The sequence below is a fragment of the Streptomyces sp. NPDC047974 genome (assembly GCF_040653375.1).
Lineage (GTDB): Bacteria > Actinomycetota > Actinomycetes > Streptomycetales > Streptomycetaceae > Streptomyces.
The window spans coordinates 145,378-170,363 of record NZ_JBEZNU010000017.1 but is presented as its reverse complement, the minus strand read 5'-3'; the positions used below and the strand labels follow the sequence as shown (position 1 = coordinate 170,363).

General features: G+C 69.1%; 17 protein-coding genes and 6 pseudogenes. 14 read left to right on the top strand and 9 right to left on the bottom strand.

The annotated features are described in order from the left end of the window. Positions 1–262: 262 nt before the first annotated feature. A pseudogene (locus AB0E19_RS24170) lies at positions 263–474 on the top strand (MFS transporter); the annotation flags it as partial. A 45-nt stretch (positions 475–519) separates the two neighbouring features. Here AB0E19_RS24170 and AB0E19_RS24165 read toward each other — a convergent pair. Continuing rightward, positions 520–1,794 (bottom strand): MFS transporter, encoded by a 1,275-nt coding sequence (locus AB0E19_RS24165; protein WP_362183858.1) that lies wholly within the window; start codon positions 1,792–1,794, stop codon positions 520–522. Positions 1,795–1,852: 58 nt separating this feature from the next. Between AB0E19_RS24165 and AB0E19_RS24160 the strand changes: the two genes are divergently transcribed. Further along, entirely contained in the window at positions 1,853–2,770 is a 918-nt protein-coding gene (locus tag AB0E19_RS24160) for a helix-turn-helix domain-containing protein (protein WP_362183855.1), read from the top strand. 925 nt (positions 2,771–3,695) lie between these two features. On the opposite strand, the gene AB0E19_RS24155 is transcribed toward AB0E19_RS24160, so the two are convergent. After that, the gene (locus AB0E19_RS24155) at positions 3,696–4,043 is read right to left on the bottom strand and encodes a DUF1036 domain-containing protein (RefSeq protein WP_362183852.1); all 348 of its coding nucleotides are present in this window, start codon (positions 4,041–4,043) and stop codon (positions 3,696–3,698) included. Positions 4,044–4,945: 902 nt separating this feature from the next. Between AB0E19_RS24155 and AB0E19_RS24150 the strand changes: the two are divergent. Then, positions 4,946–5,403 (top strand): annotated as a pseudogene (locus tag AB0E19_RS24150) (transposase); the annotation flags it as partial. Positions 5,404–5,773: 370 nt separating this feature from the next. Here AB0E19_RS24150 and AB0E19_RS24145 read toward each other — a convergent pair. After that, positions 5,774–7,435: a protein kinase gene (locus AB0E19_RS24145; RefSeq protein WP_362183849.1), complete on the bottom strand. Its 1,662-nt coding sequence runs from the start codon at positions 7,433–7,435 to the stop codon at positions 5,774–5,776. A 168-nt stretch (positions 7,436–7,603) separates the two neighbouring features. Between AB0E19_RS24145 and AB0E19_RS24140 the strand changes: the two are divergent. Continuing rightward, positions 7,604–7,759, top strand: a pseudogene (locus AB0E19_RS24140) (SAM-dependent methyltransferase); the annotation flags it as partial. A gap of 1,524 nt (positions 7,760–9,283) precedes the next feature. Here the strand turns inward: AB0E19_RS24140 and AB0E19_RS24135 are convergent. Further along, positions 9,284–9,742 (bottom strand): annotated as a pseudogene (locus tag AB0E19_RS24135) (IS5 family transposase); the annotation flags it as partial. Positions 9,743–9,785: 43 nt separating this feature from the next. After that, on the bottom strand, positions 9,786–10,685 hold the full coding sequence (locus AB0E19_RS24130) for a GNAT family N-acetyltransferase (protein ID WP_362183846.1): 900 nt from the start codon (positions 10,683–10,685) through the stop codon (positions 9,786–9,788). A gap of 473 nt (positions 10,686–11,158) precedes the next feature. Between AB0E19_RS24130 and AB0E19_RS24125 the strand changes: the two genes are divergently transcribed. Beyond that, positions 11,159–11,629, top strand: coding sequence for a hypothetical protein (locus AB0E19_RS24125; RefSeq protein ID WP_362183843.1), 471 nt, complete (start codon positions 11,159–11,161; stop codon positions 11,627–11,629). 353 nt (positions 11,630–11,982) lie between these two features. Here the strand turns inward: AB0E19_RS24125 and AB0E19_RS24120 are convergent, their stop codons facing one another. After that, complete coding sequence (locus AB0E19_RS24120) at positions 11,983–13,800, bottom strand: serine/threonine-protein kinase (RefSeq protein WP_362183840.1); 1,818 nt, start codon at positions 13,798–13,800, stop codon at positions 11,983–11,985. Positions 13,801–13,914: 114 nt separating this feature from the next. Here AB0E19_RS24120 and AB0E19_RS24115 point away from each other — a divergent pair, with 114 nt between their 5' ends. Together AB0E19_RS24115 and AB0E19_RS24110 are read left to right on the top strand one after the other, a co-directional pair. Further along, complete coding sequence (locus AB0E19_RS24115; protein WP_362183837.1) at positions 13,915–14,514, top strand: TetR/AcrR family transcriptional regulator; 600 nt, start codon at positions 13,915–13,917, stop codon at positions 14,512–14,514. Positions 14,515–15,236: 722 nt separating this feature from the next. Then, a complete protein-coding gene (locus AB0E19_RS24110) occupies positions 15,237–15,509 on the top strand; it encodes a hypothetical protein (RefSeq protein WP_362183834.1) in 273 nt (90 codons plus the stop codon). Positions 15,510–15,547: 38 nt separating this feature from the next. Here AB0E19_RS24110 and AB0E19_RS24105 read toward each other — a convergent pair whose 3' ends face one another. Then, a complete protein-coding gene (locus tag AB0E19_RS24105) occupies positions 15,548–17,860 on the bottom strand; it encodes a hypothetical protein (protein WP_362183831.1) in 2,313 nt (770 codons plus the stop codon). A 140-nt stretch (positions 17,861–18,000) separates the two neighbouring features. Between AB0E19_RS24105 and AB0E19_RS24100 the strand changes: the two genes are divergently transcribed. The 4 genes and pseudogenes from AB0E19_RS24100 to AB0E19_RS24085 all read left to right on the top strand — a co-directional run. Then, complete coding sequence (locus tag AB0E19_RS24100) at positions 18,001–18,339, top strand: hypothetical protein (RefSeq protein ID WP_362183828.1); 339 nt, start codon at positions 18,001–18,003, stop codon at positions 18,337–18,339. A gap of 225 nt (positions 18,340–18,564) precedes the next feature. Further along, positions 18,565–18,884: pseudogene (locus AB0E19_RS24095) on the top strand (VOC family protein); the annotation flags it as partial. Further along, positions 18,879–19,097 (top strand): transposase, encoded by a 219-nt coding sequence (locus tag AB0E19_RS24090; protein ID WP_362183861.1) that lies wholly within the window; start codon positions 18,879–18,881, stop codon positions 19,095–19,097. The pseudogene AB0E19_RS24095 and the gene AB0E19_RS24090, both read left to right, overlap by 6 nt. 113 nt (positions 19,098–19,210) lie before the next feature. Then, a pseudogene (locus AB0E19_RS24085) lies at positions 19,211–19,309 on the top strand (IS5/IS1182 family transposase); the annotation flags it as partial. A gap of 786 nt (positions 19,310–20,095) precedes the next feature. On the opposite strand, the gene AB0E19_RS24080 reads toward AB0E19_RS24085, so the two are convergent. Beyond that, the gene (locus AB0E19_RS24080; RefSeq protein ID WP_362183825.1) at positions 20,096–20,986 is read right to left on the bottom strand and encodes a helix-turn-helix domain-containing protein; all 891 of its coding nucleotides are present in this window, start codon (positions 20,984–20,986) and stop codon (positions 20,096–20,098) included. A 35-nt stretch (positions 20,987–21,021) separates the two neighbouring features. Continuing rightward, positions 21,022–21,930 carry a helix-turn-helix transcriptional regulator gene (locus AB0E19_RS24075; protein ID WP_362183822.1) on the bottom strand — a complete coding sequence of 303 codons (909 nt, stop codon included), beginning with the start codon at positions 21,928–21,930 and terminating at the stop codon, positions 21,022–21,024. A 246-nt stretch (positions 21,931–22,176) separates the two neighbouring features. Between AB0E19_RS24075 and AB0E19_RS24070 the strand changes: the two genes are divergently transcribed. The 3 genes from AB0E19_RS24070 to AB0E19_RS24060 all read left to right on the top strand — a co-directional run bounded on the left by AB0E19_RS24070 (position 22,177) and on the right by AB0E19_RS24060 (position 24,941). Then, a complete protein-coding gene (locus tag AB0E19_RS24070; RefSeq protein ID WP_362183819.1) occupies positions 22,177–22,947 on the top strand; it encodes an SDR family oxidoreductase in 771 nt (256 codons plus the stop codon). Between the two features lie 63 nt (positions 22,948–23,010). Continuing rightward, entirely contained in the window at positions 23,011–23,943 is a 933-nt protein-coding gene (locus tag AB0E19_RS24065; RefSeq protein ID WP_362183816.1) for an alpha/beta hydrolase, read from the top strand. Positions 23,944–24,008: 65 nt separating this feature from the next. Then, the gene (locus tag AB0E19_RS24060; RefSeq protein ID WP_362183812.1) at positions 24,009–24,941 is read left to right on the top strand and encodes an alpha/beta hydrolase; all 933 of its coding nucleotides are present in this window, start codon (positions 24,009–24,011) and stop codon (positions 24,939–24,941) included. Positions 24,942–24,986: the final 45 nt, after the last annotated feature.

Below are 24,986 nucleotides of genomic sequence, written 5' to 3'. Positions count from 1 at the left end.
GGAACAACTCCCACAACTCATCCGGCACCAGCCGCTCGGCAAGACTCGTCATGCCCGGCACAACGAGCCAAACCACCAAAGGAAACGACGTCTTACAGCCAGGCCGGAACGCGCGACTGTGAAGCGGGCGCATCGTTGTTTTGGGGTGGCTCCAAGTCGCTCCACCGACCGTCGGGGTACCACAACGCTTCGGCACTCGTCTCCAGAAGGAAGCGGATCCCGTTCGTGGTGTCCTGAAGACGCGCCACGAAAGCGCGGCACCGGCGACCTGGACGCCCTCGCCCGCGCGCTGGACGCCCCGCCGTCCCTGACTGCGGAGGCCGCCGACCGCCTGCGGCGGGCGGCGACGCGGAGGTGGACTACGTGTACTTCGGCGCGGCGGCAGCGGCGGCGCTGATGCCCCTGACCCTGCTCACCCTCGCGCCGCGCCGCTTCCAGGTCCTCAAGGAGGCGGCGGGGGAAGGCACCGACTGAACGCGAACCCCGGTCGGCTTCCGCTCCCGTGCCGGGGAGAGCGAGTCAGGACTTCCGGCTCCTCCGTGCCGCCACCAGCAACAGCGGGACGACGGCGAGGAGTTCGCCGATCCCGCCCGTCCACAGGGCCGTACGGACACCCGTGTACTCGCCCAGCAGGCCACCGGCGAGCGCGCCCAGGGGCATGACGCCCCAGACGACGAAGCGGACGGTGGCCGTGACGCGGCCGAGGAGGGGGGCGGGGGTGACGCGCTGGCGGAGGGCGACCGAGGCGATCTTGAAGGTCATGAAGGCGGTCCAGCCGAGGCCCTGGAGCACGCAGGCGAGGGCGTAGCGCCAGTCGGCGTGGAAGAACGGGAGCGCCGCCAGCCACAGGACGCCGCTGACGACCACCGACGCGCACATCGCGCGGGTCTCGCCGAGGCGGGCGACGGCGCGGGTGGTGAGGAGGCTGCCGAGGAGGCCGCCGAGGGCCTCCGCCGTGAAGACGAGGCCGCAGAGGAACGGGGACATGCCCAACTCCCCGGCCAGGAGCACGAGCAGCATGGACGCGCCGATGGTGCCGCAGAGGTTCGAGATTGCTGCTGTGAGGGTGAGCGCGCGCAGGAGGCGGTCGCGGAAGACGAACCGCAGCCCCTCGGCGATCTCGTCGCGGAGGCGGGCGCCGGGGACGCGTTCCGGCTTGGGGTCGGGGCGGCGGATGCGGGAGAGGAAGACGGCCGAGACGAGGAAGCTCGCCGCGTCGACGACGAGGGCGACCGGCGCCGTCACCGCCGCGATCAGCGCGCCGCCGACGCCGGGTCCGGCAGCGGCCGTGACGGTACGGGAGGACTCCAGGGCCACGTTCGCCGCGACCAGCCGGTCCGCGTCCACGAGCCGGGGCAGTTGGCTCTGGTACGCGATGTCGAAGAAGGCCGTGAGGACGGAGAGGCCGAAGCCGACGGCGTACAGCTGCGGCAGCGTGAGGACGTCGAGCCAGGCGGCGACGGGCAGCGTCGCGAGGAGGGCCGCGCGGCCCAGGTCGCCCGCGATCATGACGCGGCGACCGCGCATCCGGTCCACCCAGGCTCCGGCGGGCAGGCCGAGGAGCAGGAAGCCGAGGTACTCGCACATCACCAGCAGCCCCGCCTCGAACGGCGACGCACCGAGTGGGCCGATCGCGACGAGCGGGAGGGCGAGGACGGTGACGGCGGCGCCGGCCTGGCTGACGGTGTCGCCGATCCAGAGGCGGCGGAAGTCGGGCAGGCGAAGGACGTGGGGCGGGCGGGTGCGGTCGGGCGCGAGCGTGGTCATGTCGAGGAACATCACCAGCCGCCGCATCCGCCGACCATTGTTTTAGCCTGAGCTAAAAGCTCACGGGAAGGACGGAGGGGCAGTCGTGGGATCGGTACGATTCGGGGTCGACGACCTGGCGCAGCTGAGGTTCGCGGTGTCACCGCTCCTGGAGACGGTCGCCGCCCTGCGCGCAACCACGGACCCGGGCGGGCACGCGCTGCATCTCCCCTGGATCAAGCGGGCGTTGGCCGTCGGCGCGGAACGTACGGCCCTGGTGCCGCACCTGGCGGAACTCGCGGCCCGCCTGCCTCCCCCGCGCTGCCCGCTCGCCGAGATCGACGAGGAACTGCCGCTGCTCGACGGGCCGGCTCCGCTCGGCGGGTCGACTCCGCTCAACGGGTCCGCGGAGCTGGCGGGGGCGGTGTTGGCGTGGTGGCGGGTAGGGGTGCGGCCGTACTGGGCCCGCGTCAGGGCCGTACTGGAGGCCGATCTCGCCTACCGGACACGCCAGTTGGCGGAGGACGGCATCCAGGAGGTCTTCGCGCACCTGCACCCGGGCCTGCGGTGGGCGGACGACCGGCTGACGTGGGGCGGGGGCCCGGCGGCGGACCGGCTCGACCTCGACGGGCGCGGGATCACGCTCACTCCGAGCGTGTTCAGCACACGCCCCATCCTGCTGCCGGGGCGGGGCCCCACCCCGCCGTGCCTCGTCTACCCGGCGCGCGGAACCGGCACCCTGTGGGAGCGGTCCGCCGAACCCGGCGACGGGCTCGCCCGGCTGCTCGGGCGCAGCAGGGCCGGGCTCCTGAGTCGTACGAGCACCCCGGTCACCACCACGGCCCTCGCCGAACAGACCGGTCTGACGCCCGGCGCGGTCTCGCAGCACCTGACGGTGCTCCGCGAGACGGGGCTCGTGACCGGTCACCGGTACCGGCGCGAGGTGTACTACCGGGCGAGCGAGCTGGGTCTCGCGCTGCTCGGGGAGGAGGGGGGTCGGCGACGCACGTCCGGTTCGGGCTGAGCGTGCTGCGACCTCTGCCCGCTGTGCGGCCGGCCTCTCACGCTGGTCCCGGACGTCATCGTCCGCTCCTCGAACGTGCTGTACCCCACCCGGATCGACTACCGGCCCCCACTGCCGCTACTGCGCAACCGACGTGTTCCACCTACAGCAGTGGAGCGACCTGATGCGCGCCCACTACCAGAGCTGACCGGGGCCGTGCGAACGCTGCGCCACGACCTCCCGAGCACCAACAAGCGCCAACAATCCACTCCGTTCCACCAGCAGAGAGCTACCTAGCGATCCCCCGCTCAACGGCGAGAGACGCCCCGACCCTCACCACGTCACCGAATCCCTCACCCCCGGGTGAGGCCCCCGCCCCCGGCCACCGGCCGGGGCTTCGTGCTTCCTGAAGGAGACCGTGCCGACGTACGAAGCCCTGCCCCGCTTCACCACCGATCTGGACCGCCTCACCCCCGCCCAGCGCCGGCGCTTCCGCTAGGCCGTCAACGCTTTCGTCGACGACCTGCGCACCGGGCCCGGACGCTTCCGCGCCGGCCTCCGCGTGAAGGACGTCCGCAGCACGCCTGGCGTCTTCGAGCTGACCTGGGCTCGGGACGGGCGCGCGACGTGGTCGTACGGCCCGGCACGGGTCGCCAGGGAACAGCACATCGTCTGGCGCCGCGTCGGCACCCACGACGTTCTCTTTTGGTAAAGCCCCTGCTCACGGCCTGAGTCGGTTCTGCCCAAGGCCAACCCGAAGTAGACCAGCGGACCAATTGCACCGTCGCTCCACGGTCGACCGACCGAGGCGACGCCGCTTCCTCGGCCTCGGTAGTGTCACACCACCACTCAGGAAGCGCTGCGATGTAGGCCGCGATGTGCGCGGACGGAGGCTGATCGACCTCACCTTCGGGGGCGACATGCGGTCCCACGCTGCTTCGCTGGGTCAGGGGACCAACTCGACAATCAAGTCGTCGATATCGTCGCAGTCCAATATCCTGTAGCCGACCGGGACGGAACTCGTGTTTGCCCTGAATTCGCACCACTCGAATGGAGGGAAAATGACATGGCGACTGATTGGGCCGGCCCAGAATGAGGTTCCATCCCATCCGCTCGCGAAATAGCACCAGTATCGATTGATGTCTGCCAAGTCTTCCCCGTGCACAATCGCGCTCTGTCCGGGGTTGAGAACCCACCACCCCTTCTTCGTCCAGTTACCGTTATCGCAACCCGGCGTGTACCACATAATGGTCACTTGCACGGTCGTCGTGTATTTGTTCACGAATTGCAGCATCAGGATGTCCCTCCCTCGCCGCTGTCGGCATCCGGGGGGTTACTGACCGGGCGTACTTCCGGCCCTCGTCCGGGCGCCCTTGACGGTAGCTCCACCCAGGTGAGCTCGCTCTGCTCGACCTTCCCCGTACGGTGCACTACATGCAACGACTTACGGACGGAGGGCGGATGGGCTCGGAATTCGGTGGTGGGGCTCACACTCGCGGTAAACTCATCAGATTTCGCCATCGTCAAACTCCTACGTGCGGGTCACCGTAAGAATCCTGTTTCCTGTGGAAGAAGGCCCAGTCGCCGAATCCGTGTTTCGCCGGGATCCATTCCTGCAGGTCGGGGCGATTCCAGGACATCGTCGGCCCGTCCGCACGTACGTCATGTCGGGATTTGCCGTCAACCGTCAACGGGCCGCCCTCCGCCTCGGCGTGGCGGATGCGCGACCAATGCGGACACTGGGCCACACCTCCACCGTGCACGCCGGACAGCCGGGGCGCATGTCGAGACGGGGAACCCCTCACATGCTTGATGCGCTTACGCCACGGACTGGTCGCTCCACCGCGTCCGGCGCAGGGCCGGAGTTGGCACGCGGAGTCCGTGCTGACGATGCGCCAGTGAGCATCTGTGGGTCCCGGCACGGGGCGGGCGTGGGTGACGGCTCCCGTCCAGCGCTGAAGCACCGTCGTATGGTCGGCAGCTCGCGGGGCGCAGGGCCGGGTGAGCCGAGGCCCTCACCTGGTACGACGCACAGGACCCCGCAGCCCCCGTCCTGATCTACGCCTCCGCTTCCCCGAGGAACCCTCCGCCGTCCAGGCCCAGCTCGGCGTCGCCGAAGCAGCCGCCCAGGTCGAAGAACTCCTCGGCACCCTCGCCGTCCACCTCGTCGGCCGCGGCGTCAGCCGCCTCCTCGTCACCTTCCGCTATGCCGCCCGCCAGGACTGGGACAAGATCGCCAAACTCCTCAAGCCCGTCTACACGGCGGCGACCGAGGAGGCCGCACTCGAACGGTTCGCCGAGTTCGCCGAGTTCGCCGAGTTCGCCGACACATGGGGCCGGAAGTATCCCGCGATCGTCAGGCTCTGGGAGAACGCCTGGGAAGAGTTGACCCCGTTCCTGCGGTTCGACACCGAGATCCGCCGCATCGTCCGCACCACCAACGCCATCGAGTCCGTGAACGCCAGGATCCGGCGAGCGGTCAAGACCCGCGGACACTTCCCCAACGAGACCGCCGCCCTGACATGCGTCTACATGGCCATCATGTCCCTCGACCCCACCGGCAAGGGACAGACCCGCTGGACCCTGCGCTGGAAACCACCCTGAACGCCTTCGACATCACCTTCGACGGCCGGCTCTCCGCAACCCGCCAGTAACCCCAACCACCCCCGTTACACCGTTCGATTGACAGACCCGGCGCGGGGAACAGTTCAGGATCGGCTGCGCCTTGAGCGCGGGCTGGGGTCCATCCCCGCGCGGGCACGGAACAGGAGTACGTCGTGGCCTGGTCGGCGGCAACAAGGGACCATCCCCGCAGGCGCGGTGGCTCGGTCGCCGGGTCCATCCCTGCGGGTGCGGGAGCAGGAACTGCCGGCGGTGCGTGCCACTGAGGTGGTGCAGAAGGGTGGACGCCCTCCCAGCTGCTTTCGGTTACAAGGGCCCCGCGGGAGATCCACCGGGCCCTGCCTCTCCATCGCAAGCTCATCAGCCGTGGCTGACCGGCGCCGAGCGTCCAACTTCGGGCCGCTATCGGGTGGCCCGGCGGTGCCCGAGTGGTTCTGTTTGCCACGCCCACCGGATCCTCAACACGGTCCGGATCAGGACGACGGGGACCGCGCAGGCACACGCGATGGTCACAGGAAGCACGACCGAGGCGGGGGCGACCCCCATCACGCGGACGGCCGAGTGCAGTCCGCCGGTCCCGTGAACGACCGGTGTGAGGGCATCGTCCAAGGCAGTGAACAAGGCGAAGTGCAGCCCCCAGACGGCGCAGACCGCCAGCCAGTAACAGCCCACGGCCACTGTCCAGGCGCGCACGGCGCGGGCGCCTGAGGCGAGCAGCCGAGCGCGGAAGAACAGGAGTGAAATCAGGGCGCACGGCAGCGCCACGTAGGTCGGAGTCCGCCACCAGTCGTCCAAGGCCCAGGCCGGGATGTCCGCACGGATGGAGGCCATGACAGCAGGATCCAGACTGCTCGCCAGCAGATCGCCGAACTTGCCCAGGACCACTCCATTGGCCACCAGTGGGGCAAGGGCGAGCAGCCACAGGATCGGGTGGCCGAGGCCCTTCTTCAGTCGGTGCGTCACCTCGCCCCGCGCGGTGGGCGTCGGCGCAGCGGGCCCGGGCTGCTGGCCCGGCGCGTAGGAGGGTACGGGCGGGGCGAGCTGAGGCTGGATGGGCAGGTCGGTGGCAGGAGAGGAGGACGCGTCCTGTGGAATGTCGGCGCCCGAACCGAACCGAGCCGGAGCAGGCGGGCGAGGACCGCCGGCAGGCGTGTCAAGGACAGTGGCGACGTGTCCGCCGTCTTGGGTGTCGACGGCGGCCATGCCTTGCCCGGTGATCTGCAGGATCTGTGCCCGCATGCTCCGCGCGTCCGGGTAGCGGTCCTGCGGGCTCTTCGCCAGCGCCCGCGTCAGCAGGGCCTGCACTTCCCCGGGCACCTGGGCGCCGAGGGCACTGAGTAGGGGAGGCTGCGAGGTGACATGCTGGTAGCCGATCTGGAACCCCGACTCCGCGTCAAACGGCACTTTTCCAGTAAGGAGTTGGAAGAGTATGACGCCGACGGCGTAGAGATCGCAGCGGGGATCGATGGCACGGCCGGCCGTGAACTGCTCCGGGGCCATGTAGTGCGGCGTCCCCACGATGAAGCCGGTGCCGGTCAGTGCGGTGGCCTGCCCGTCCAGGGCCCGGGCGATCCCGAAGTCCATGACCTTCACCGAGCCGGCCTCGGTGACCATCACATTGGCCGGCTTCACGTCCCGGTGCACGAGCCCTTCGGCATGGCTCGCCGCCAGGGCATCCAGAATCTCGGAGGCGAACCGCAAGGCCTCGGCCAGCGGCAGCCCACCGGGGCCGGAGGGCACGTAATGGCTCAGTGTCCGCCCCCGGACGTACTCCATCACCAAGTACGGCACGCGTACGCCAGCTACCTCCTCCTCCAGCACGTCATGCACCGCCACCACATGAGCATGGCTGAGAGCAGCAGCCGCGCGCGCCTCACGGCGGAAGCGTTCCCGCCCCGTCGGATCACCACCCGGCACTGCCGTCATCGTCTTGATCGCAACCGTCCTGCCCAAGGCATCGTCGTGCGCCCGGTAGACCGCCGCCATCCCGCCCGTGCCGAGCAGCTCTTCGATCAGGAAACGCCCTTGAGCAAGCCGGACTCCCGGCCCGATGCCCCCGGTCATCATCGAAATCCCCCGTCGCCGTGATGTAGTTGTGCGCACGGGCCGACACCCCCCCCACCGCCCCCGTCAGCCCGCTGAGCCGCAAGTATGCCCGACCCGGCATGAGCACAGCAGCGCAGCTCGGTGACCGCGGAGGCCACACCGCCCGCGGGGCAGAATTAAGGCAGCCAGCGCATCCGCGGCGTCGCCGCGCCCGCCCTCAGCCCCGAGGACCTCGCCGCACTCGACGGACTCCTTGACACCAGCAGCACGAACAGCCTTCTCCACCACGAGGACCTCTCCGTACGCACCGAGCGCACCATCTGGGCCGCCCGCCGCGCCTGAACACCCGGCCAGGCCCCAAATTGCCCGCCGGGCAGCCTCGACACCCCCTTGCTTACCTCACACGCAACCCACCACCTGCGCAGTGCCATGCGCTTCGTTGCACTCAGCAACCACGCCCGCTCAGCGCCATCCCCGCGCCCCCGCAGCGCGGCGGAAAGGGCCCATGCCGTACAGGGCCGGGGGACGTTCGTCGCCGAGGCCGGCTCCCTGACCGCGACCGAAGGCGCAGGACCGGCGGCGAGCGCCGCCGACAGCTGGAGGGGGTCCTACGCGATGTCCTCAGCCACATCAGGCATCAGGGACCGGTGGGGAACTCAACACGTGCCTGGTGAGCAACGAGCAGCTGGCCAAGTGGTGGGCGGTACTGGGTGGACCTCGAACTGGCGAGCGCCGGAGCAGCTGCCGCGCTGAGCCGATGTGGTCCGCGACCGGGTCGGGTTTGCACCGTGACGGGGCCGGCGTCAGCCTGGCAGCTTCACTTGTCGTATCGGGGACAGAATGTGGTCCTGCGACCTCTGGGTGATGAACCCAGCGAGCTACCGAGCTGCTCCATCCCGCGTCGGTAACGCCACCGTACGCAGTGGTCAGCCGCGGATGCCAGCTGCGGACGATGTTCTCGGCCTGGGGGCCCTTCTGCCCCCTGCGTCACGTCGAACGTGACCGCCTACCCCTCCCCGCCGGCACATGGAGCAGCCTGCCATACGAACCCAGGAAAACCTCGACGAGGGGCCTCCCTGCGGGCAGGGGGAGCAGAGCGACTCGACGCAGGTGAAATCGTGCAGGGCGGGTCCAGACCCACGGGAGCGGGAAGCAGCCGTATCGAGCGGCACCGCGCGATCGCCGGCGAGGCCCATCCCCACGGGCGCGGGGAACAACAGGAAGCGGGCGCCCTGGTCGCCGCCGTCCAGGGGTCCATCCCCATATGTACGGGGAGCGGTAGCGCTCCATGAGACTGCGGGGGTGCGCCACGGGCCCATCCCTGCAGGCGGCGGGGAGCAGAACACGAGCCGGACTGCTCGAATGGGTTCTACTCGGGCTGAGTTACCGTCAGTGACCAGCGGATACTCTCGTCCGAGGCGTCAACGTTGACAGTGAAGGACCCGGATCGTGCTACGCCCGGATCCAGGGCCACTGAACCCACGTCTGCAGCGCCAGCGGGGCAGTCCACGGTGAAGTCGGCAACCTGGTACCCCTGCGACTGCATCGTCACGCCTACGGCACCGCCTCCCTCACACGCCACCGTCAGTACCGTCGGCAGACTCTCCGACACTCCTGCGGAAGCCACACCCCCATCCCCGACCATCTCTTCCACCCACACCAGGCCGTCCGGACCCGGATGCGGAAGCAGACCACCAACCGCCATCGCCGAAGTGGTCCCAGCTGCGGCCATCGCACCCACGGCCAGTAATGCCACCACGGACAGATTCCTCGTACGCATCACGTACTCCCTCCCCTGATCACCTGCCACAACAAAGCCACCCTGCCCGCGGTCAGGCGCATGCGCATGAGTACTCCTGCTCAGCCGCCTGCCTGGCCGGCCGTGAGGACGAACGCCAGTGGCAGGCAGTTGCCGTCCGCGGCGAGGTGGATCTTCGTGGTCAATCAGCCGCGGGACCGTCCGAGGGCATGGTCGTCCGGCCCGCTGGCCGGGGCCCCTCTTGACGGGCCCCGGCGGCGTGCTGATGAGCCCGGACGATCGTGGAGTCGACCGAGACGATCCAGTCGAGGTCGCTTTCGGCGTCGGCCTGGGCGAGCAGCGCGTGAAGATCTGCCCCAGGTGCCGTCGGCGGCCCATTTCCGCAGCCGATTGTGGGCGCATTTCCACGAGCCGAAGTGCTCGGGAAGGTCCATCCACGGGGTCCCGGTGCGGTATTCGAAGGCGATCGCGTCGATCACCTGCCGGTGGTCCCGCCACCGGCCACCCCGCCTGGGTGTCCGGTCCGGCAGCAACGGCTCGATGCGTGCCCACTGGGCGTCAGTCAACGAGACACATCAACCAACGATCGGATGATCCGAGGGAAACGCCCTAGCCCGCGTGGCTCACCGGATGGAAGTTGAGGCGCTCGCCGGTGACGGGGAAGCCGGCCTTGGTGAAGTTCGCGGCCATGGGGAAGTTGCCCCGGTCCGTCGCCGCGCTGATGAACTCCGCGCCCTGCTCGACGAGGACGTGGACGCACTCCGCGAGCAGGTCGTAGGCGTAGCCGCGACCGCGGTGTTCCGGCAGGACGCCGATGAAGCCGATGGTCGGCCCGGAAGGGTTGTGGGCCGGGATGTGGATCCCGGCCGGCTCGCCCTCCGGCGTACGAGCGACCTGCCACCACTCCCGTGGGGACGGGCACCAGTGGAAGAAGTCCAGCTCCTGCTGGGCGGCCTGGTCGAGGCCGCCCTCCTCGATGGCCCTGAGCGCGTGGGCGTCCAGGGTGGCGGAGTGGATACGGCGCAACGCGTCGAAGAACACGGCGTCGTCGGGCTCGGCGTCGAACCGTAGACGTCCCGGCCGCTCGGGCAGACCGAGCTCCGGCGTCCACCGGTACAGGAGACGTTCCACCAGGAGCTCATACCCGGCGGCTCGTGCGGCGGCGAAGCGCTCCTCGGCGGCGGCGCGCAGGCCGGCCTCTTCGCGCCAGCCGCCGGGCAGGTTGATCTCCAGCTCGACCCGCCAGGGCGCGGAGCGCAGAAGCTCGGCCCCGGCCTCCTCCTCACCCTCTGCCACGTCGAACCAGTTGATGTTCACAGGCTCCGCGTCGTCGGGCCCGCCCCACCAGGCCCCGCGCGCAACGACCTCGCCATCGCGCAGCGCGACCCGCTTCCACTCGGGGCGGAAGCGGGTTCGCCGATGGTTCTCACGGGCGCCGAGGGGATCGGGCAGTGCGTCGAAGAGATGGACGTCGCTCGCGGAAAGCGTGCGGATGACCAGATCGGTCATGGAATTCCTCCGGGATTCAGGCTGTGTGAAGCGCTCCCGGCCGGACGTCAGAACTGACGGAGCACCACGCCGGAACAGCGGAAGCGGGAGCACTGGAAAGCTGTGAACTGCACGGCACTCGCCTCCTTCCGACCGTCTCAGGGGGTGAGGCCCCACCGTACGTGAACCGTCACACACCCGTCCACGCATTTCCGGGCCGGCCCGTACGAGCTCGTCCCGCCAGGCGGGGGCTAGCTTGTGCGGCAGCACAGCAGGTCGGTCAACGACAGGGGATCCCTATGCGGTACCGCTTCACGTCCTACCACCCGGCGAGTGACGCCGAGGCAGCCGTCACGGACGGCACCCGGCTGGGCGGCCTGCCGTACTGGCTGGAGTAGCCGCAGTGGCCGGTCGACCCGTACGAGAGCGAACTCGCTGCGTTCATAGGGCAGTTCCGGGTGCCGACGACTGACGGCGGCGCGAACGGGGACCGGATGGTGTACTTGTTCGCCATCGGGTTCTCGGGTGAACACGCCACCGTCGTCCAGCCGGGCGGCCAGGTCACCGAGTCCCTCGAGACACGGGCGGCGGCCACCGGCCCGACCGACCTGGACCGGGCCCACCTGCTCCGGGTGGAGGAAGAAGTCGATTTCTCCCACGTCGAACGGGAACTGGACCCGATCGAGGGCGAGGACGAGGACGACCGGAAGGAGCGGCTGGAGGAGCGTCTCGAAGAGCGCCAGAAGAACGCCGCAGGCAGCATCCGGATGGACCAGCTCGGCGGCCCCGATGTCGTGCCGGTCTGGCTGCAGGGCGACGACCTGCCAGGCGAGGGCTGGCAGCTGGTCGCCCAACTCGACTCCTGTCACCTGCCCTTCGAGGTCAACTTCGGCGACAGCGGGATCGGCTACCTGTTCCTCTCGCCGGACGGCAAGAACGCCGAGTTCTTCTTCCAGAGCTGCTGAAGAGTCCGGCAGGGAGCCTCACCCCTTCCGCCCCGTGACCTTCGAGCCCGCCCCCGCCGACGGCTCCGGCCCGGACCCGGACCGCCACGCGGCTGAGGAGGCAGCCACAACGGCCGCAGGAGCCGCAGCGGCCGTACTCGCAGGCCACGGCTACCTCGCCAGCAAAAGACACGTCTCGCTCAAGATCCGCCGGACAGGCTGTAGCCCCTCCCTGAAATCCGTCCGGTGCAGCTTCTTCACCACGGCCGGGTTGGGAACATCGCCCCCACTGATCGCCTGCTTCGCGCGCTCGGCGTGCGCCTCGGTGGCCCTCCCGGGTCTCACTTCGCGACATGCCTGAGTCCGTACCGAGTTCAGATGTCCGGCATGTCGGAGCGCTTCCACACCCAGTCGCCGCAGTAGTCGCCGCCGTTGTTCATGCTCCACTCCCATTCGTCGGCACAGGCGTCGTCGGGTGCGCCCTCCGGGTAGAGTCGGGTGATCTGCACGATGTACTCGTACTCGTCGGGGAAGGATTCCTGGCAGCCCGTCACCTGGTTGCGGTAGAGCGACAGTGAGTTGCCATCGGCCGTGGCGTACATGCACTGCCCGGTGAGGTAGTTCCGGTCCAGACAGAGGACGGTCTCGCTGCCGTCGCCGTTGTCGTGGTCCCAGAACAGGTCGTCCGACGCGCAGTCGCCGTAGGTGTCGGAGACGCTGACCACCCGGTAGTACGAGCCGGTGTCGGAGCAGGAGGACACACGGGGCGTGGTGGAGTTCCACCCGAGTTCGCTGTCGCGGTAGTTGCTCAGGCAGTCGTCGACCTCGACGGCGGCGAAGGCCTCGTCCTCGGGGCTCGACGGAGTGGGCGTGGGCTCCTCGGTCTCCTCGGGTTCGTCCGACGGTTCGTACGCAGTGGGTTCGACGGGCTCGGTGGTGGTGGCGACGGCGGACGGGCCGTCGGAGCCGTGCGTCCTCCTGTCGGAATTCCACGCGACCGCGACGAGGATCGCGACGGACACGACGAGAGTGAGCGCCGCCATCACGACGCCGGCCGTCTTCGCGCCGGCCTCTCCTCCCCCTCCGGCTGCCGCACGGGGGCGAACCTCGGGCTCCTGCGCGGCTCGCGCAGGGCTGTCCTGCTTCTTCTCGGCCGCCGGCGGCGTCCTCCCGTCCGGGAGCTTCTTCGTGGTCCTCGGCCCGGGGTGCTTCTCCGTCGTGGCCGGAGTGCCGTGCTTCTCGGGTTCCCTGGACTCCTCGGCCTTCCCGGGCTGCTTCGGCTGCTGGGGCTTCCTGTACCTTGCCGTGTCGTACGCCGCCAGTGTGCCGACCAGGGGTGCGGGGAGCCAGCCGCGGGCGAGGTGGGAGGGCTCGTGTCCGGCGCGGTCCGCGGCGTACGGCATGATCCTGGCGAGGTCGGGTCGTTCGCCGGGGTCCTTGGCCAGGCAGCGGCGGACGAGGCCGCGCAGGGGCTTCGGGCAGGTGTCGAGTTCGGGCTCCTCGTGCAGGATGCGGTAGAAGAGCGCTTCGTTGTTGCCCTCGCCGAAGGCGGCCCGGCCGGTAGCCGCGTACAGGGCGAGGTTGCCGAGGGCGAAGACGTCGGCGGGAGGTCCGGCCGATCGGCCGCGTACCTGCTCCGGTGCCATGTACGCGGGGGTGCCGATCCGCAGTCCGGTCACGGTGGCGGCGGTCGCGCTCGCGGCGTGGGCGATACCGAAGTCGATGACCCGGGGGCCGTCGTCGGCGAGCAGGATGTTCGCCGGTTTGAGGTCGCGGTGCACCAACTCGCAGGCGTGCACGGCCATGAGGCCCTCCGCGACGCCGGCGATCAGCCGGAAGACGGTGGGCAGCGGGAGCGGACCGTGCTCGGCGACGGCCTGGGCGAGCGAAGGGCCGGGCACGTAGGCGGTGGCAAGCCAGGGCAGACTCGCGTCGCTGTCCGCGTCGACCACAGGGGCGGTGTAGAGGCCCATGACGCTACGGGCCGCCTTGATCTCACGCGTGAATCGGCGCCGGAACTCCGGGTCGTGCGCATAGTCGGGCCTTACCACCTTCACGGCGAGCGGCCGGCCGCCGGGGGTGAAGGCCAGGTAGACGCGCCCCATGCCACCGGCGCCGATTCTGGCCCGTAACGCATATCCGCCGACCCTGTCCGGATCGTCGGCGTCGAGCGCGGAGAATCTTCCGGTCATCGGTCCCCCGTCCTGTCACGGAGCCGCTCACGGTAGCAAGAACCAAATTATTTTTCTAGAAAAAACTTCCACTTTTCCTGCCGGGCGCTCCTCCCTCGGGAGTACGATGCGATCGTGCCCCCTAAGCAACATCGCGGTGAGGTCACCGTCGACCGGCTCCTCGCGGCAGCACTCAAGGTGTACGCCGAGTCCGGCCATGAGGGATTCACCGTGCATGCCGTGACCCGGGCGAGCGGCATCAGCGCCGGCAGCCTCTACCACCACTTCGGCAGCTTCGACGGTCTCGCCGCGGCCCTCTACACCCGCTGCATGGAGCAGTTGTTCGAACAGATGGGCAGCGCCCTGGTTCGTTCCCGCACCGGCCCGTCGGGCGTCCGGGCACTCGTCAGGGCCTATCTGCTCTTCACCGAGGAGCACCCGGACGCCGCGCTGTTCCTCCACGCCTCCGCCTACGCCGGCTACCTCACCGCACATGCCGAGAAGATCCGCGCGACCAAGGAACCGTTCCGGCAGGCCGTCGCAGCGTGGCTGGGTCCACGGATCGCGGCGGGAGAGATCGAACCGATCCCCGAGTCCCTGATCGAAGCGGTCGTCATCGGACCGATCGCCGAAGTCGCACGACGCTGGCTGTCCAGCACCTACGACGCCGACCTCGCCGAGGCCCGACGGGTCCTGCCCGAACTGATCTGGCGGTCGCTGCGCCGCATCGCGTGAACCTGCGTCCGGTCGGAACGGCGCGGCTGCCCCGGTCGCGTTTTCCTCGGTCGGCGCGGGATTCCGGCCGATGACGAACCCGCTGTCGGAGAGCCGGGGAGCGAGCAGGCCGGGGTAGCCGGTTGGGCGGGCAGGATCTCTTCTCCGGGGGACTGCAAATCGTTCGGCCCTGTCTCACATTCGGTGGTGACGGACTGTGCAAGTTGAGCATGCCCACCTCGCGAAGAGTACGGCCAGCGCGCTGACCTCGATGTTTCGAGGCGGACGACATCACGCCGGGTCGCCGGGCTTGCCGCGGCGACCTCTCACCACCGGACATCGAGCGATCGGCCGAGTTCTTTGGAGGAGACCGGCCATGAGGCGCCCATCTGCAGTTTCGTGGCGGGTTCCCTTCCGTCGCCTTCATGACTTACCGTCACCGCCGAATGTGAGGCAGAGCCGTTCGATGAACACACCTGGACTCGCCTCAGCCTTGTGCGCGAGGTCCTGGGCTGAGAAGGATGGTGGCGGACTTAACATCCTTCGCCACAAGGGAGAGTGAACGCGTGACGAGTGGTGCTGGTGTCGCAGGGAGCATCCGCTATCAAGTGTTCATTCAGCGGGAGAGCCCGGCAGTGGACCGGGCGGCGCGGAGGATGGGGAAGATCCTTGGGTATCCCGTCGTCCCCGAGTGGCCGGAGGCCAGCGCGACGTGTACATGTGGTGACCTCAGAACCGGCTGGGTGCCGTTCCACACGGCCGAGACTCAAGCAGTCAGCCACGGCATCTTTCACCTGACGGAGAAGTTCGACTGGGGAGTTCGCTGCGCCGCCTGCAGCCGCTTTGACGCCGCCTTCCTTGACCTTGAACAATCGGGGGACAATCTGTGGGTGCTGTCCAAGTGCCATGAACACCATGCCGTGCCGCAGGAGACGGGAGCGTCCATCGTCGCCACGGAGCAGGTGCTGCTGGGGCGTCCCCCCCAAGAAGCGATGGTGGCAGCTGTGATGCAGTGACTGCGGTCGTGGCAAGGTGTGGATTCCGGGGCCGGTCCCTACCCGAGCCGGCGGCTGATGCGAGCAAGCAGCGCGGCGGTCGACTGGACGCCGTCCTGTTCGGAGATGTCGTTGAACGTCCTCTGTGCCTCGAGGGCTCGGTCCCTGGACTCTTCGGGGCGATCGAGGGCGAGCAGCGCTTCGGCCCAGATCTGCAGGGTCCGACCGGTCCACAGGGGCTGTCCCAACGGGGCGAGACGGGGCAGCGCGGCTTCGGCGAGTCGAGCCGCCCGGGAGGCTGAACCACTGCGCAGAGCGATGGTGGCGAGGGCAACACGGCCGTAGCACTCGCCGAGCCGGTAGTCGATACGCCTCGATACATCGACCAGCTCTTGAACGCACTGCTCGGCCCGGGGGAATTCGTCCCGCTCCAGATACAGTTCGACCAGGGCACCGAGAGCATTGACGCGGCCTCGACCGCTGCCCAGCTCGCGGTAGACATGCAGTGCGCCCAGCGCGCTGCGTTCGGCGGCGTCGTAGTCGTGCATGTTGCGCTGTGCCCAGCTCAACGCACGGAGCGACTCGGCCTTCTCGAACTCGTTGCCCGCCTCTTCGCTCAACTCGCACGCGGTGACGGCCAGGGCCACCGCCTTCTCGCTGTGGCCGAGTCTGCAGTGCGCCCAGCTGAGGTTGCGCAGGGCGTAGGCCTCACCGGCGACAAGCTTCAGGGCGCGGTAGCGCTCCAGTGCTTCCTCCGCAAGCTGGATGGAGACGCTGGTATCCCCGCGCTGGAACTCCAGGTCACTGAGCAGGGCCACAGCGTCGGCCAAGCCGGCGGCGTCCTGGACCGAGCGGCACAGGTCGCGAGCTGCCTGGAGCACCTCGTGACACTCGTCCCACTGATTCCGGAAGAAGGCCAGGCGGCCGGCGAGGAGGCTCCCGCGGGCGAGGATGGTGTTCCCGCCGACAGCCTCGACACGTTCGCGCTGCTCTGTCAGCACATTCAGGTGGAGCAACGCCGAGCCCAGATCGTGGCTTCGCATGGCCTCGTCCACTGAGCGCTCCCATTGCCGTGCTGTCGTCATGTCACCGACAGCGAAGCGGTGGTACGTCTCCTCGAGGAACACGCGGCGCCCGACTGCCGCGAAGTACCGGGCAGCAGTCTCATGCAGCATGCGCAGTCGAAGGGGCTCCTCGTTCGCGAGATCTGCGAGCATCGGCTGGCGGATCAGTGCATGGATCTGCCGGTGCCCTGTGTCCCCCAGCGGGCGGACGAACGAGTACTGCCGGAAGCGTTCGAACCACCCATGCGGCAGTTCCTCTCCCTCCAACAGCGTCGCCAGCGACTCCCGTGTCGGTGACCGCAGCACCACAGCAGCTTTGAGGATCTTCTGCTGAACCGGAGGAAGCCGAGAGAGGAAGACTCGGGGGAGCCACGTCCGTGCAGGACGCCCAGCCGCTTCCCGGTGCAGTAGGTCAGGGCTGAGCCGCTCCCCGTGCTCTGCCAGGGTGTGCGCCAGATCCGCGATCAATGAGAGCCACAGAGGTACACCGTGGCACGCATGGTGGGCCGCCCGCGCAAGATCCTTGTCCTCGATCCCGCAGGAGGCCAGGTACCTGACCGTATGGCGTTCCTCCCACGCGGATACTTCATGGCTCTCGACCCGGAGCCCCTTGGGCATCGGCAGTTCGTCACGGCCCGCGACGACCACCTTGACGAGGGAACTGCTCTGCAACAGTGCGGGAAGTACGACATGCGTGAACCAATGACTCAGCGGAGGCTGTCCCCGGCCGGGCTGCTCCGCTGCGACGTCGTCGAGAAGAGCCAACAGCTCCGCGGTGTCGAGGAGGAGAATACCTGGACGCCTCAGACGATGGACCATCTCTGTCAGCGCTTCGACCAACTGCCGCCGGTATTGCGCGTAGACCTCTGCCGATGGCCCGGAGTCGATGTTGATGGTGTTGCCGGTGATGACGCTGCCATCCGTGGCCGTGATGTGTACGTCGACGTCAGCGGGCCGCAGGAGATCAACCGCTGCTTTGGCCGCGTGCTTGAACCTGATGGCCTGGCGGCTCAAGGACGGATCCCATGACACCACAGCACGGGCGATGCGAGAGAGCAAATCACCCGCCGGAGGGTGCTCTCCCCAGGCACCGTCGTGGCTCCCGCCGGTCAGAACACTCAGGTCGATGAGCCCGCTGCACTGGCTGGAAGGGACACGGCTCTGCAATTCGCCGAGGAGCCGGGTCTTCCCCATGCCGGCAACACCCCACAGCACAAGCACCTGCGAGTCGGGCTGCCCGACGAACCCGTCGAACGCCGCTATCGCGGCTTCCCGGTCCGTGAAGGCTCCCTGCAACGGCTCACGCATGCTGAACCCCTCCGCGATCGCGGGACGCCGCCCTAGGATCGCACTGTATCGCTCGCCAACTCTCCTGCGGGGGTGTTCAGATGACGGACCACAGAGGTCGAGCCATCGCAGTCGCAACAGTGCTTCCCATCACAGCCGGCGTGGTCACCAACCTGATGACCAGCTTCACCGAGTGGATCTGGATCGGCATCGGCGCAGCCGCCCTGGTAGCGATCACGGGAGCACTGGTTACGGTGAACCAGCGGCTCAGCGGACGCGGCGACGAACAGCGAACCAGCGTCACACTCACGGCAACAGGTGCTTCACAGATCCGGGACTCAACGCTTGAGACCACCGGCTCGGGAAGTATCGACATGACTGCAACCGACAACTCAAAGATCGAACGATCCCGCCTCAGCACGGCCGACAAGGACATCCGGCTCCGCGCCGAAGACAGGAGCACAATCACGGACACTGATGCCTCTTCACACGGCGCCTGACGCGCCCCTAGCGAGACCTGTACGGCTGCACACTGCGCGTCCGCGACCGCAACCTCCTCATCAGCGTCGATCTCACCCCCAGGCAGGGAGCCGACCTGAAGGCGGGCCGGCTGCCAGAGTGTGAGCGGAAGGCCACGGAATCGGCCAGGTCGGCGCTCGTAGCGATGCCGTGAGGGCCCCGGGGCGCGGTGGCCGGGGGCGGGCCGGACCCGTGTGCTGCCCGGCATGGCATGCCGCATCTGCGAGTTGGTCCACGAATGCGCCGATCCGGAACGGCTCGCCGCCCTCTGGGTCGGTTACGTCGAGGTGGGCCGGGAGGTTGACGGAACCATCGAGATCGGCCCGCCGAGCGTCGGCTTCGGTGGCCCGGGACCGACGCTCGTCCTGAGCCCGAACAGCGCGCCCAGGACGGGCCGGGTCCGGCTGCACATCGACGTGAACGCGACCGACCGCGACCAGGACGCCGAGCTGGAACGCCTGCTGGCGCTGGACGCACGGACGGCGGACGTCGGCCAGACCGGGAGGAGGACTGGCACTTCCTGGCGGGGCGACCGCCGGTCTGGGCCCGGCGGCGGCTGATCGACGGCATACGGTTCCGGGTCCGGACCAGTGTGCCGCGGCGGGATATGCCCGCCGAGTACGAACCGTGGGGCCGGGTCTACGGCCTGTTCCGCCGGTGGCAGCGGAACGCTGGCACCAGGTCCTCACCCGGCTCCGGTCCCTGGCCGACGCGAAGGGCACGATCGTCTGGGACCTGAGCGTCGGCTCCACGGTCTGCCGCGCCCACCAGCACGCGGCCGGGGCCCGGAAGTGGGGTGACCTGCAGAAGGAACCGCCGGGTGGCGTGTTCACCGAGGCGGTCGATCACGGGCTGGGGCGGTCGCGCGGCGGGTTCACCACCAAGCTGCACCTGGCCGTCGAGCAGAGCCAACAGCCCCTGTCGATCGTGGTGACGGCAGGACAACGCGGTGGCGTGCCCTCCTGCTCCCCGATGCGAGTCGTACCAGTGGGGGCAGGGCGCGATGCCGGCGGGCGACACCAGGTCATGCTCAAGGATCGGCCGGTCTCCCCGTTCCGTCCACGCTTCGGAGTCGTACTCACGCTCTACCCGAGCGAGAAGCTCAGGGACGCGATCTACGGCAAAGTGACAGTCGTACATTTGCGCCCAGTTCGCCACCCAGGCATGGAATCGTCCCGCGAGCTTCGAGTCGACTTCGGCCCCCACGCCTTGTGTGCTTCCGGCCCTCCTGGATACCGACATCGCCGCCCAGGGAAGCCGTAGCATCGCCGGGGGGATACCGCATGCTTCGAATGACGCTCCCCACCACCTGAGCAGGCGCCGTGGAGTGCAACGCGGCTTGAGGCGTATGCGAACGACCAGGACAGCCCCGACACTCCGATCGCGGCCACTGCCGCGTCGAACCGGTCGAAGACTGACAAGGACCCGGCTGAGTGGCTGCCCTCGGATTCCTCGTACCACTGCACCTACGCCGCGACCTGGGTCGGTACGAAGCTGCGCTGGGACCTGGCCGCCGACGAGGCCGAACGCGACGCCCTCCTCGGCCTCGCGGAGGACTGTCCAGCGACCGTCGTCGCCTACGAGCCGGCGCCGTAGGGTCCCAGAGCGTTCGTTCTGCTTTTCGTCCGGCTGGGCGGAGAGCAGCGGGTGGAGGAAGGGCCGGGAAGGAGAGGATCGCTGCCCCTCTCCTCCTGCCGCTCCGCCTGGCCCTTCACCTATGGGCCGGGCCGGGCGCCACTATGCGAGGTCCTCGTGGGCGCTGCTGTTGAGCGCGGGTGCTGCGGCCGCCTGCTGTGCAGCGGCGGCGGCCAGGATCCGTAGTCCCTTCTGGGAGGGGCTGCCGGGCTGGGCGGTCCAGACGACGATGTGCTGGTCGGGGGCGGTCGAGCTGGTGAGGGTGTCCCAGTCGAGGGTGAGGGTTCCGGCGACGGGGTGGTGGAAGATCTTGTTGCCGGTGCCCTGGACGGCGACCTCCCGTGTCGCCCACCAGTGCTGGAAGTCGGCGTGGTGTGTCATCCGGGCCAGGAGGCGTTTGAGCCGGGGGTCGTCCGGGCGGCGTGCGGTGTGCATGCGGAGGTAGGCCACGCAGGCGTGGGCTCCGGCGGTCCAGTCGCCGTAGAGCTGTCGCAGGGCAGGGTCGTTGAAGAGCAGCCAGACGTAGTTCCGGTCCGCTTCGGGGATCCGGGCGAAGTCGGTGAGGAGGGCGGCGGCGAGCCGGTTCCAGGCCAGGACGTCCATGGTGTCGGACAGGACCAGGGCGGGGGCTTCGGTGAGCTGGTCGAGGAGCCGTCGGCAGTGCTCGGTGACCTCCCGGCCCGGAGGCGCGGGCTGCCCGCCCGGTGTGCGGCCGGCGAGCTCGAAGAGGTAGGTGCGCTGGTCGCTGTTCAGGCGCAGGGCCCGGGCGATGGCCTCCAGGACGGGTAGGGACGCCTGCATGCGGCCCTGCTCGATCCGGGTGTAGTAGTCGGTGCTGATGGCGGCGAGCTGGGCCACCTCTTCGCGGCGCAGGCCGGCCACCCTGCGCTGGTTTCCGGGGTCGGGCAGACCTACCCGGAGCGGTTCGAGGTCGGCCCGGCGCGCCTTCAGGAAGACGCCCAGTTCCTTTGGATCGGTGTTGCCGGTAGCCATGGTTCCAGTGTGGCAGCGAGCAGCGGCCAGGAGGCTCACCTCCGCGCAACACCGTCGCCTGAGGCGTTGCCGCCCCCCGCCGTCGGGGACCGGTCCGCCGCTGTGCTGTCCGTCCATGAGGCGAGGATCCGCAGCGCGTCGTGGGACGGAGAACCGGGTTCGGCGGTCCAGACGACGAGCTGCTGGTCGGCGTCGACGGTCGGGACGAGGGTGTCCCAGTCCAGGGTCAGCTCGCCCACGACCGGGTGCCGCATCACCTTGGTGCCCACCCCGCGGACGGCTACGTGGTGGGCGGCCCACCACCGGCGGAAGTCGGCGTCCTGCACCGACAGCTCTCCGACGAGAGCGGCAAGCCGGGGGTTGTCGGGATCCCTCGCGGCTTCCATGCGCAGCTGCGCCACACAGGTGTGGGCGACATTGTCCCAGTCGACATACAGATCCCGCATCCTGGGATCGGTGAAAAGCATGCGTATATAGTTCCGGTTCTTTTCCGGAATGCTGGAGAAATCGGTGACGAGGGCCGCTGCGAGCGGGTTCCAGGCGAGAATGTCCATGCGCCTTCCCAGAACGATGCCCGGGGTGGTTCCCAGGTCGTCCAGAAGCCTTCGCAGGCGGGGCTGTGCCTTCTGGGAGGCGCGGCGCGCCGGCCGGGCCGGGGGGCGGCCCGCGAGTTCGAGCATGTAGGTGCGCTGGTCGTCGTCGAGGTGAAGGACGCGGGCCAGGGCGTGCAGCACGGACGCGGATGCCTGTATGCGGCCCTGTTCGATGCGGGTGTAGTAGTCGGTGCTGATGGCGGCCAGCACGGCGACCTCCTCACGCCGCAGGCCGCTGACACGGCGCCTGCCTCCGGTCTCGGGAAGGCCGGCCGCGGTGGGGCTCAGCTCGGCCCGGCGGGCTTTGAGGAAAGCCCCGAGCCCGTCGGGGCGCGGAGCGGTTGCGGTCATGGTCCCCAGTTTCCCCGGGGTGCAACTTCGGTGGCAGGGAGAGTTTTATCCCTGGATGCATCCCTCCGGGGATGGAAGTGTCCTCTGGTAGAGGAGAGCGGGCCGTGCGACCGTCTTCCATGTGGCCAGGACAAGCCCCCGAAGAGACGGTATGAATTCCGTATCAGGGAATGTCGGGCCGCATTCTTCTCCGTATCCCACGGAAGCCTCTACGGCGCCTGTGCGCAATGAAGGAGCTGGATTCTGATGCCCGACATCGACCGTGTCCTGGTCGTCGGGGCGACAGGCCGAACCGGCCGTCACACCGTCGAGGCGGCCGCCGCTCGCGGCCTCACCCCCGTGGCGCTGGCCCGGGACGCCTCCAGGGCCCGCAGGCTCCTGCCGCCGGGCACCGAGATCGTGACCGGTGACCTCACGGACCCGGGCACGCTCACCGAGGCCGTCGTCGGCGTCGACGCGGTGGTCTTCGTCCACGGCTCGGACGACGACGGACGCCCCGAGTCCTTCGAGCGGGTCGACTACGGCGGCGTCGCGAACGTCCTGACCGCCCTCGGCGGCCGGCGCCCGCGGATCGTCCTGCAGACGACGATCTTCGTCACCCGCCGGAACCACGCCTTCAACGACGGCGGCCACGCTCTGGACTGGAAGCGCCGCTCCGAGCGCCTCGTACGGCTCAGCGGAGCCCCGTACACGATCGTGCGCCCGGGCTGGCTGGACGCCGGCGAGGGCGGCGGCCACCTGCGGATCGAGCAGGGCGACACCGGCGAGGGCGGCATCGGCCGCGACGTCCTGGGCGCGCTTCTGGTCGAAGCGCTCCTGGACGACACCGCGATCGGCCGGACCTTCGAGGTCTTCTCCGGCCCCGGCCCCGCCACCACCGACTTCACCGCCCTGTTCGCCGAGGCCGAGCCGGACGCGCCTGGAGCCCTCGACGCCGTCAAGGACACCGACAACCTGCCCCTGGCCACCGAACCGGCCCGCTTCCAGAACGACCTCGCGCACCTGCGCACCCACTGACCACTCCACCCCACGCCACGCCACGCCGCCACATCACCTGACGACACCAGCAGGAGCATCACGATGGACGCCATCACCTTCCCCAACGGCCAGATCACCATGGCGGGCAACCTCTACCTGCCCGACGGCCTCGACCGCACCACTCGCCACGCCGCTGTTGTCGTCGTCCACCCCGGCGGCGGCGTGAAGGAACAGGCCGCAGGCCTGTACGCCGCCAAGCTCGCCGAGCAGGGCTTCGTCGCCCTCGCCTTCGACGCCTCCTACCAGGGAGACAGCGGCGGCGAGCCGCACCACCTGGAGGACCCCTACGCCCGCGTCGACGACGTCCGCGCCGCCGTCGACCACCTGCAGACCCTCGACTTCGTCGACCCCGAGCGCATCGGCGCCCTCGGCATCTGCGCCGGCGGCGGCTACGCCGTCAACGCGGCGATGACCGACTACCGCATCAAGGCCCTCACCACCGTCAGCGCCGTCAACATCGGCACCAACTTCCGCCGCGGCTGGTACGGCACCGACTCCGACGCCGCCGCCGTCCCCACCCTGAAGGCCGTCGCCCAGCAGCGCACCGCCGAAGCCGCCCAGGGCGCCGAGCCCGCATACCTGCCCTACGTCCCCGCCGAGCCGGACGAGAACACCCCCCGCGACCTCGTCGAGGCCGGCGACTACTACCTCACCCCGCGCGCGGCGCACCCCAACGCCAAGAACAAGTTCCTCTTCACCAAGAGCGTCTCGCGGATCTTCACCTTCGACGCCTTCCACATGGTCGAAGACCTCCTGACCCAGCCCCTCCTCGTCGTCGCCGGCAGCGAGGCCGGATCGCTGTGGATGTCCACCGAACTCCACGGCCGCGCCCGCAGCCCCAAGAAGCTCGCGCTCGTCGAGGGCGGTACCCACATGGACTTCTACGACATCCCCAAGTACGTCGACCAGGCCATCTCCGCCGCCACCCCGTTCTTCACCGAGCACCTCGCGGCCGAGCCCGCCGACCAGGGCTGACCCCACCCGCGGGCAGGCGGCCGGTCCCTATACCGGCCGCCCCCTGCTTCACCGAGGAGACCCCTGTGAGCGACAACATCAAGCACGTGGCCGTCAAGGCGCTCGCCTGGGACCTGGCCGCCGACATCCACCTCCCACCCGGCTTCGACGAGAACACCACCTACCCCGCCATCGTCACCGTCCACCCCATCGGCTCGTGCAAAGAACAGACCGCCGGCAACGTCTACGGCAGCGCACTGGCCGCAGAAGGGTTCGTCGTCATCGCCTTCGACGCCAGCTTCCAGGGCGAAAGCGGCGGACAGCCGCGCTCCATCGAGGACCCGGTATACCGGTCCCAGGACATCAGCTACGTCATCGACCACCTGGTGACGCTGCCCTACGTCGACGCCGACCGCATCGGAGTCATCGGCGTGTGCGGTGGCGGCGGCTACTCCATCCACGCCGCTCTGACCGACCGCCGCATCAAGGCCGTCGGCAGCGTGACGGGCGTGAACTTCGGGCGCCTGATGCACGAGTCCTTCAGCGGCTACGACCCCATCGGGGCCCTCGATGCCATCGCCGAGCAGCGCACGGCCGAGGCACGGGGAGGCGAGCGGAAGGCGACCCAGTACCTGCCGGCCTCACCCGAAGCGGCCAAGGAACAGGGGCTCACGGAGATCGACCTGTCCGAGGCCACCGACTACTACCGCACCGAACGCGGTGAGAAGCCCGGCGGCCGCACCGAGGGACTGTTCTCCCGCCAGGGCTCCGCGATCGGCTGGGACGCCTTCCACCGCGCCGAAGTCCTCCTGACGCGGCCGCTGTGCGTCGTCGTCGGAGACAAGCCCGGCGCGTTCGGCGCCTACCGGGACGGCCTGGAGATCTACCGCCGCGCGGCATCGAAGGACAAGGAGCTGGTCGTGGCGGAAGGCTTCTCCCACTACGACCTGTACGACCAGCCCGAACCGGTCAAGATCGCCCTGAGCCATCTGGTCCCGTTCTACAAGAAGCACCTCTGACACCCAGGCTGCCCCGCCCCACCGGGTGGGGCAGCCCCAAGGGCG

Bases quoted from the DNA above. Each gene is read 5' to 3' on its own strand.
- AB0E19_RS24165 (WP_362183858.1), bottom strand. From the start codon at position 1,794: ATGCGGCGGCTGGTGATGTTCCTCGACATGACCACGCTCGCGCCCGAC.
- AB0E19_RS24155 (WP_362183852.1), bottom strand. From the start codon at position 4,043: ATGCTGCAATTCGTGAACAAATACACGACGACCGTGCAAGTGACCATT.
- AB0E19_RS24145 (WP_362183849.1), bottom strand. From the start codon at position 7,435: ATGACCGGGGGCATCGGGCCGGGAGTCCGGCTTGCTCAAGGGCGTTTC.
- AB0E19_RS24130 (WP_362183846.1), bottom strand. From the start codon at position 10,685: ATGACCGATCTGGTCATCCGCACGCTTTCCGCGAGCGACGTCCATCTC.
- AB0E19_RS24125 (WP_362183843.1), top strand. From the start codon at position 11,159: ATGGTGTACTTGTTCGCCATCGGGTTCTCGGGTGAACACGCCACCGTC.
- AB0E19_RS24120 (WP_362183840.1), bottom strand. From the start codon at position 13,800: ATGACCGGAAGATTCTCCGCGCTCGACGCCGACGATCCGGACAGGGTC.
- AB0E19_RS24105 (WP_362183831.1), bottom strand. From the start codon at position 17,860: ATGCGTGAGCCGTTGCAGGGAGCCTTCACGGACCGGGAAGCCGCGATA.
- AB0E19_RS24080 (WP_362183825.1), bottom strand. From the start codon at position 20,986: ATGGCTACCGGCAACACCGATCCAAAGGAACTGGGCGTCTTCCTGAAG.
- AB0E19_RS24075 (WP_362183822.1), bottom strand. From the start codon at position 21,930: ATGACCGCAACCGCTCCGCGCCCCGACGGGCTCGGGGCTTTCCTCAAA.
- AB0E19_RS24070 (WP_362183819.1), top strand. From the start codon at position 22,177: ATGCCCGACATCGACCGTGTCCTGGTCGTCGGGGCGACAGGCCGAACC.
- AB0E19_RS24065 (WP_362183816.1), top strand. From the start codon at position 23,011: ATGGACGCCATCACCTTCCCCAACGGCCAGATCACCATGGCGGGCAAC.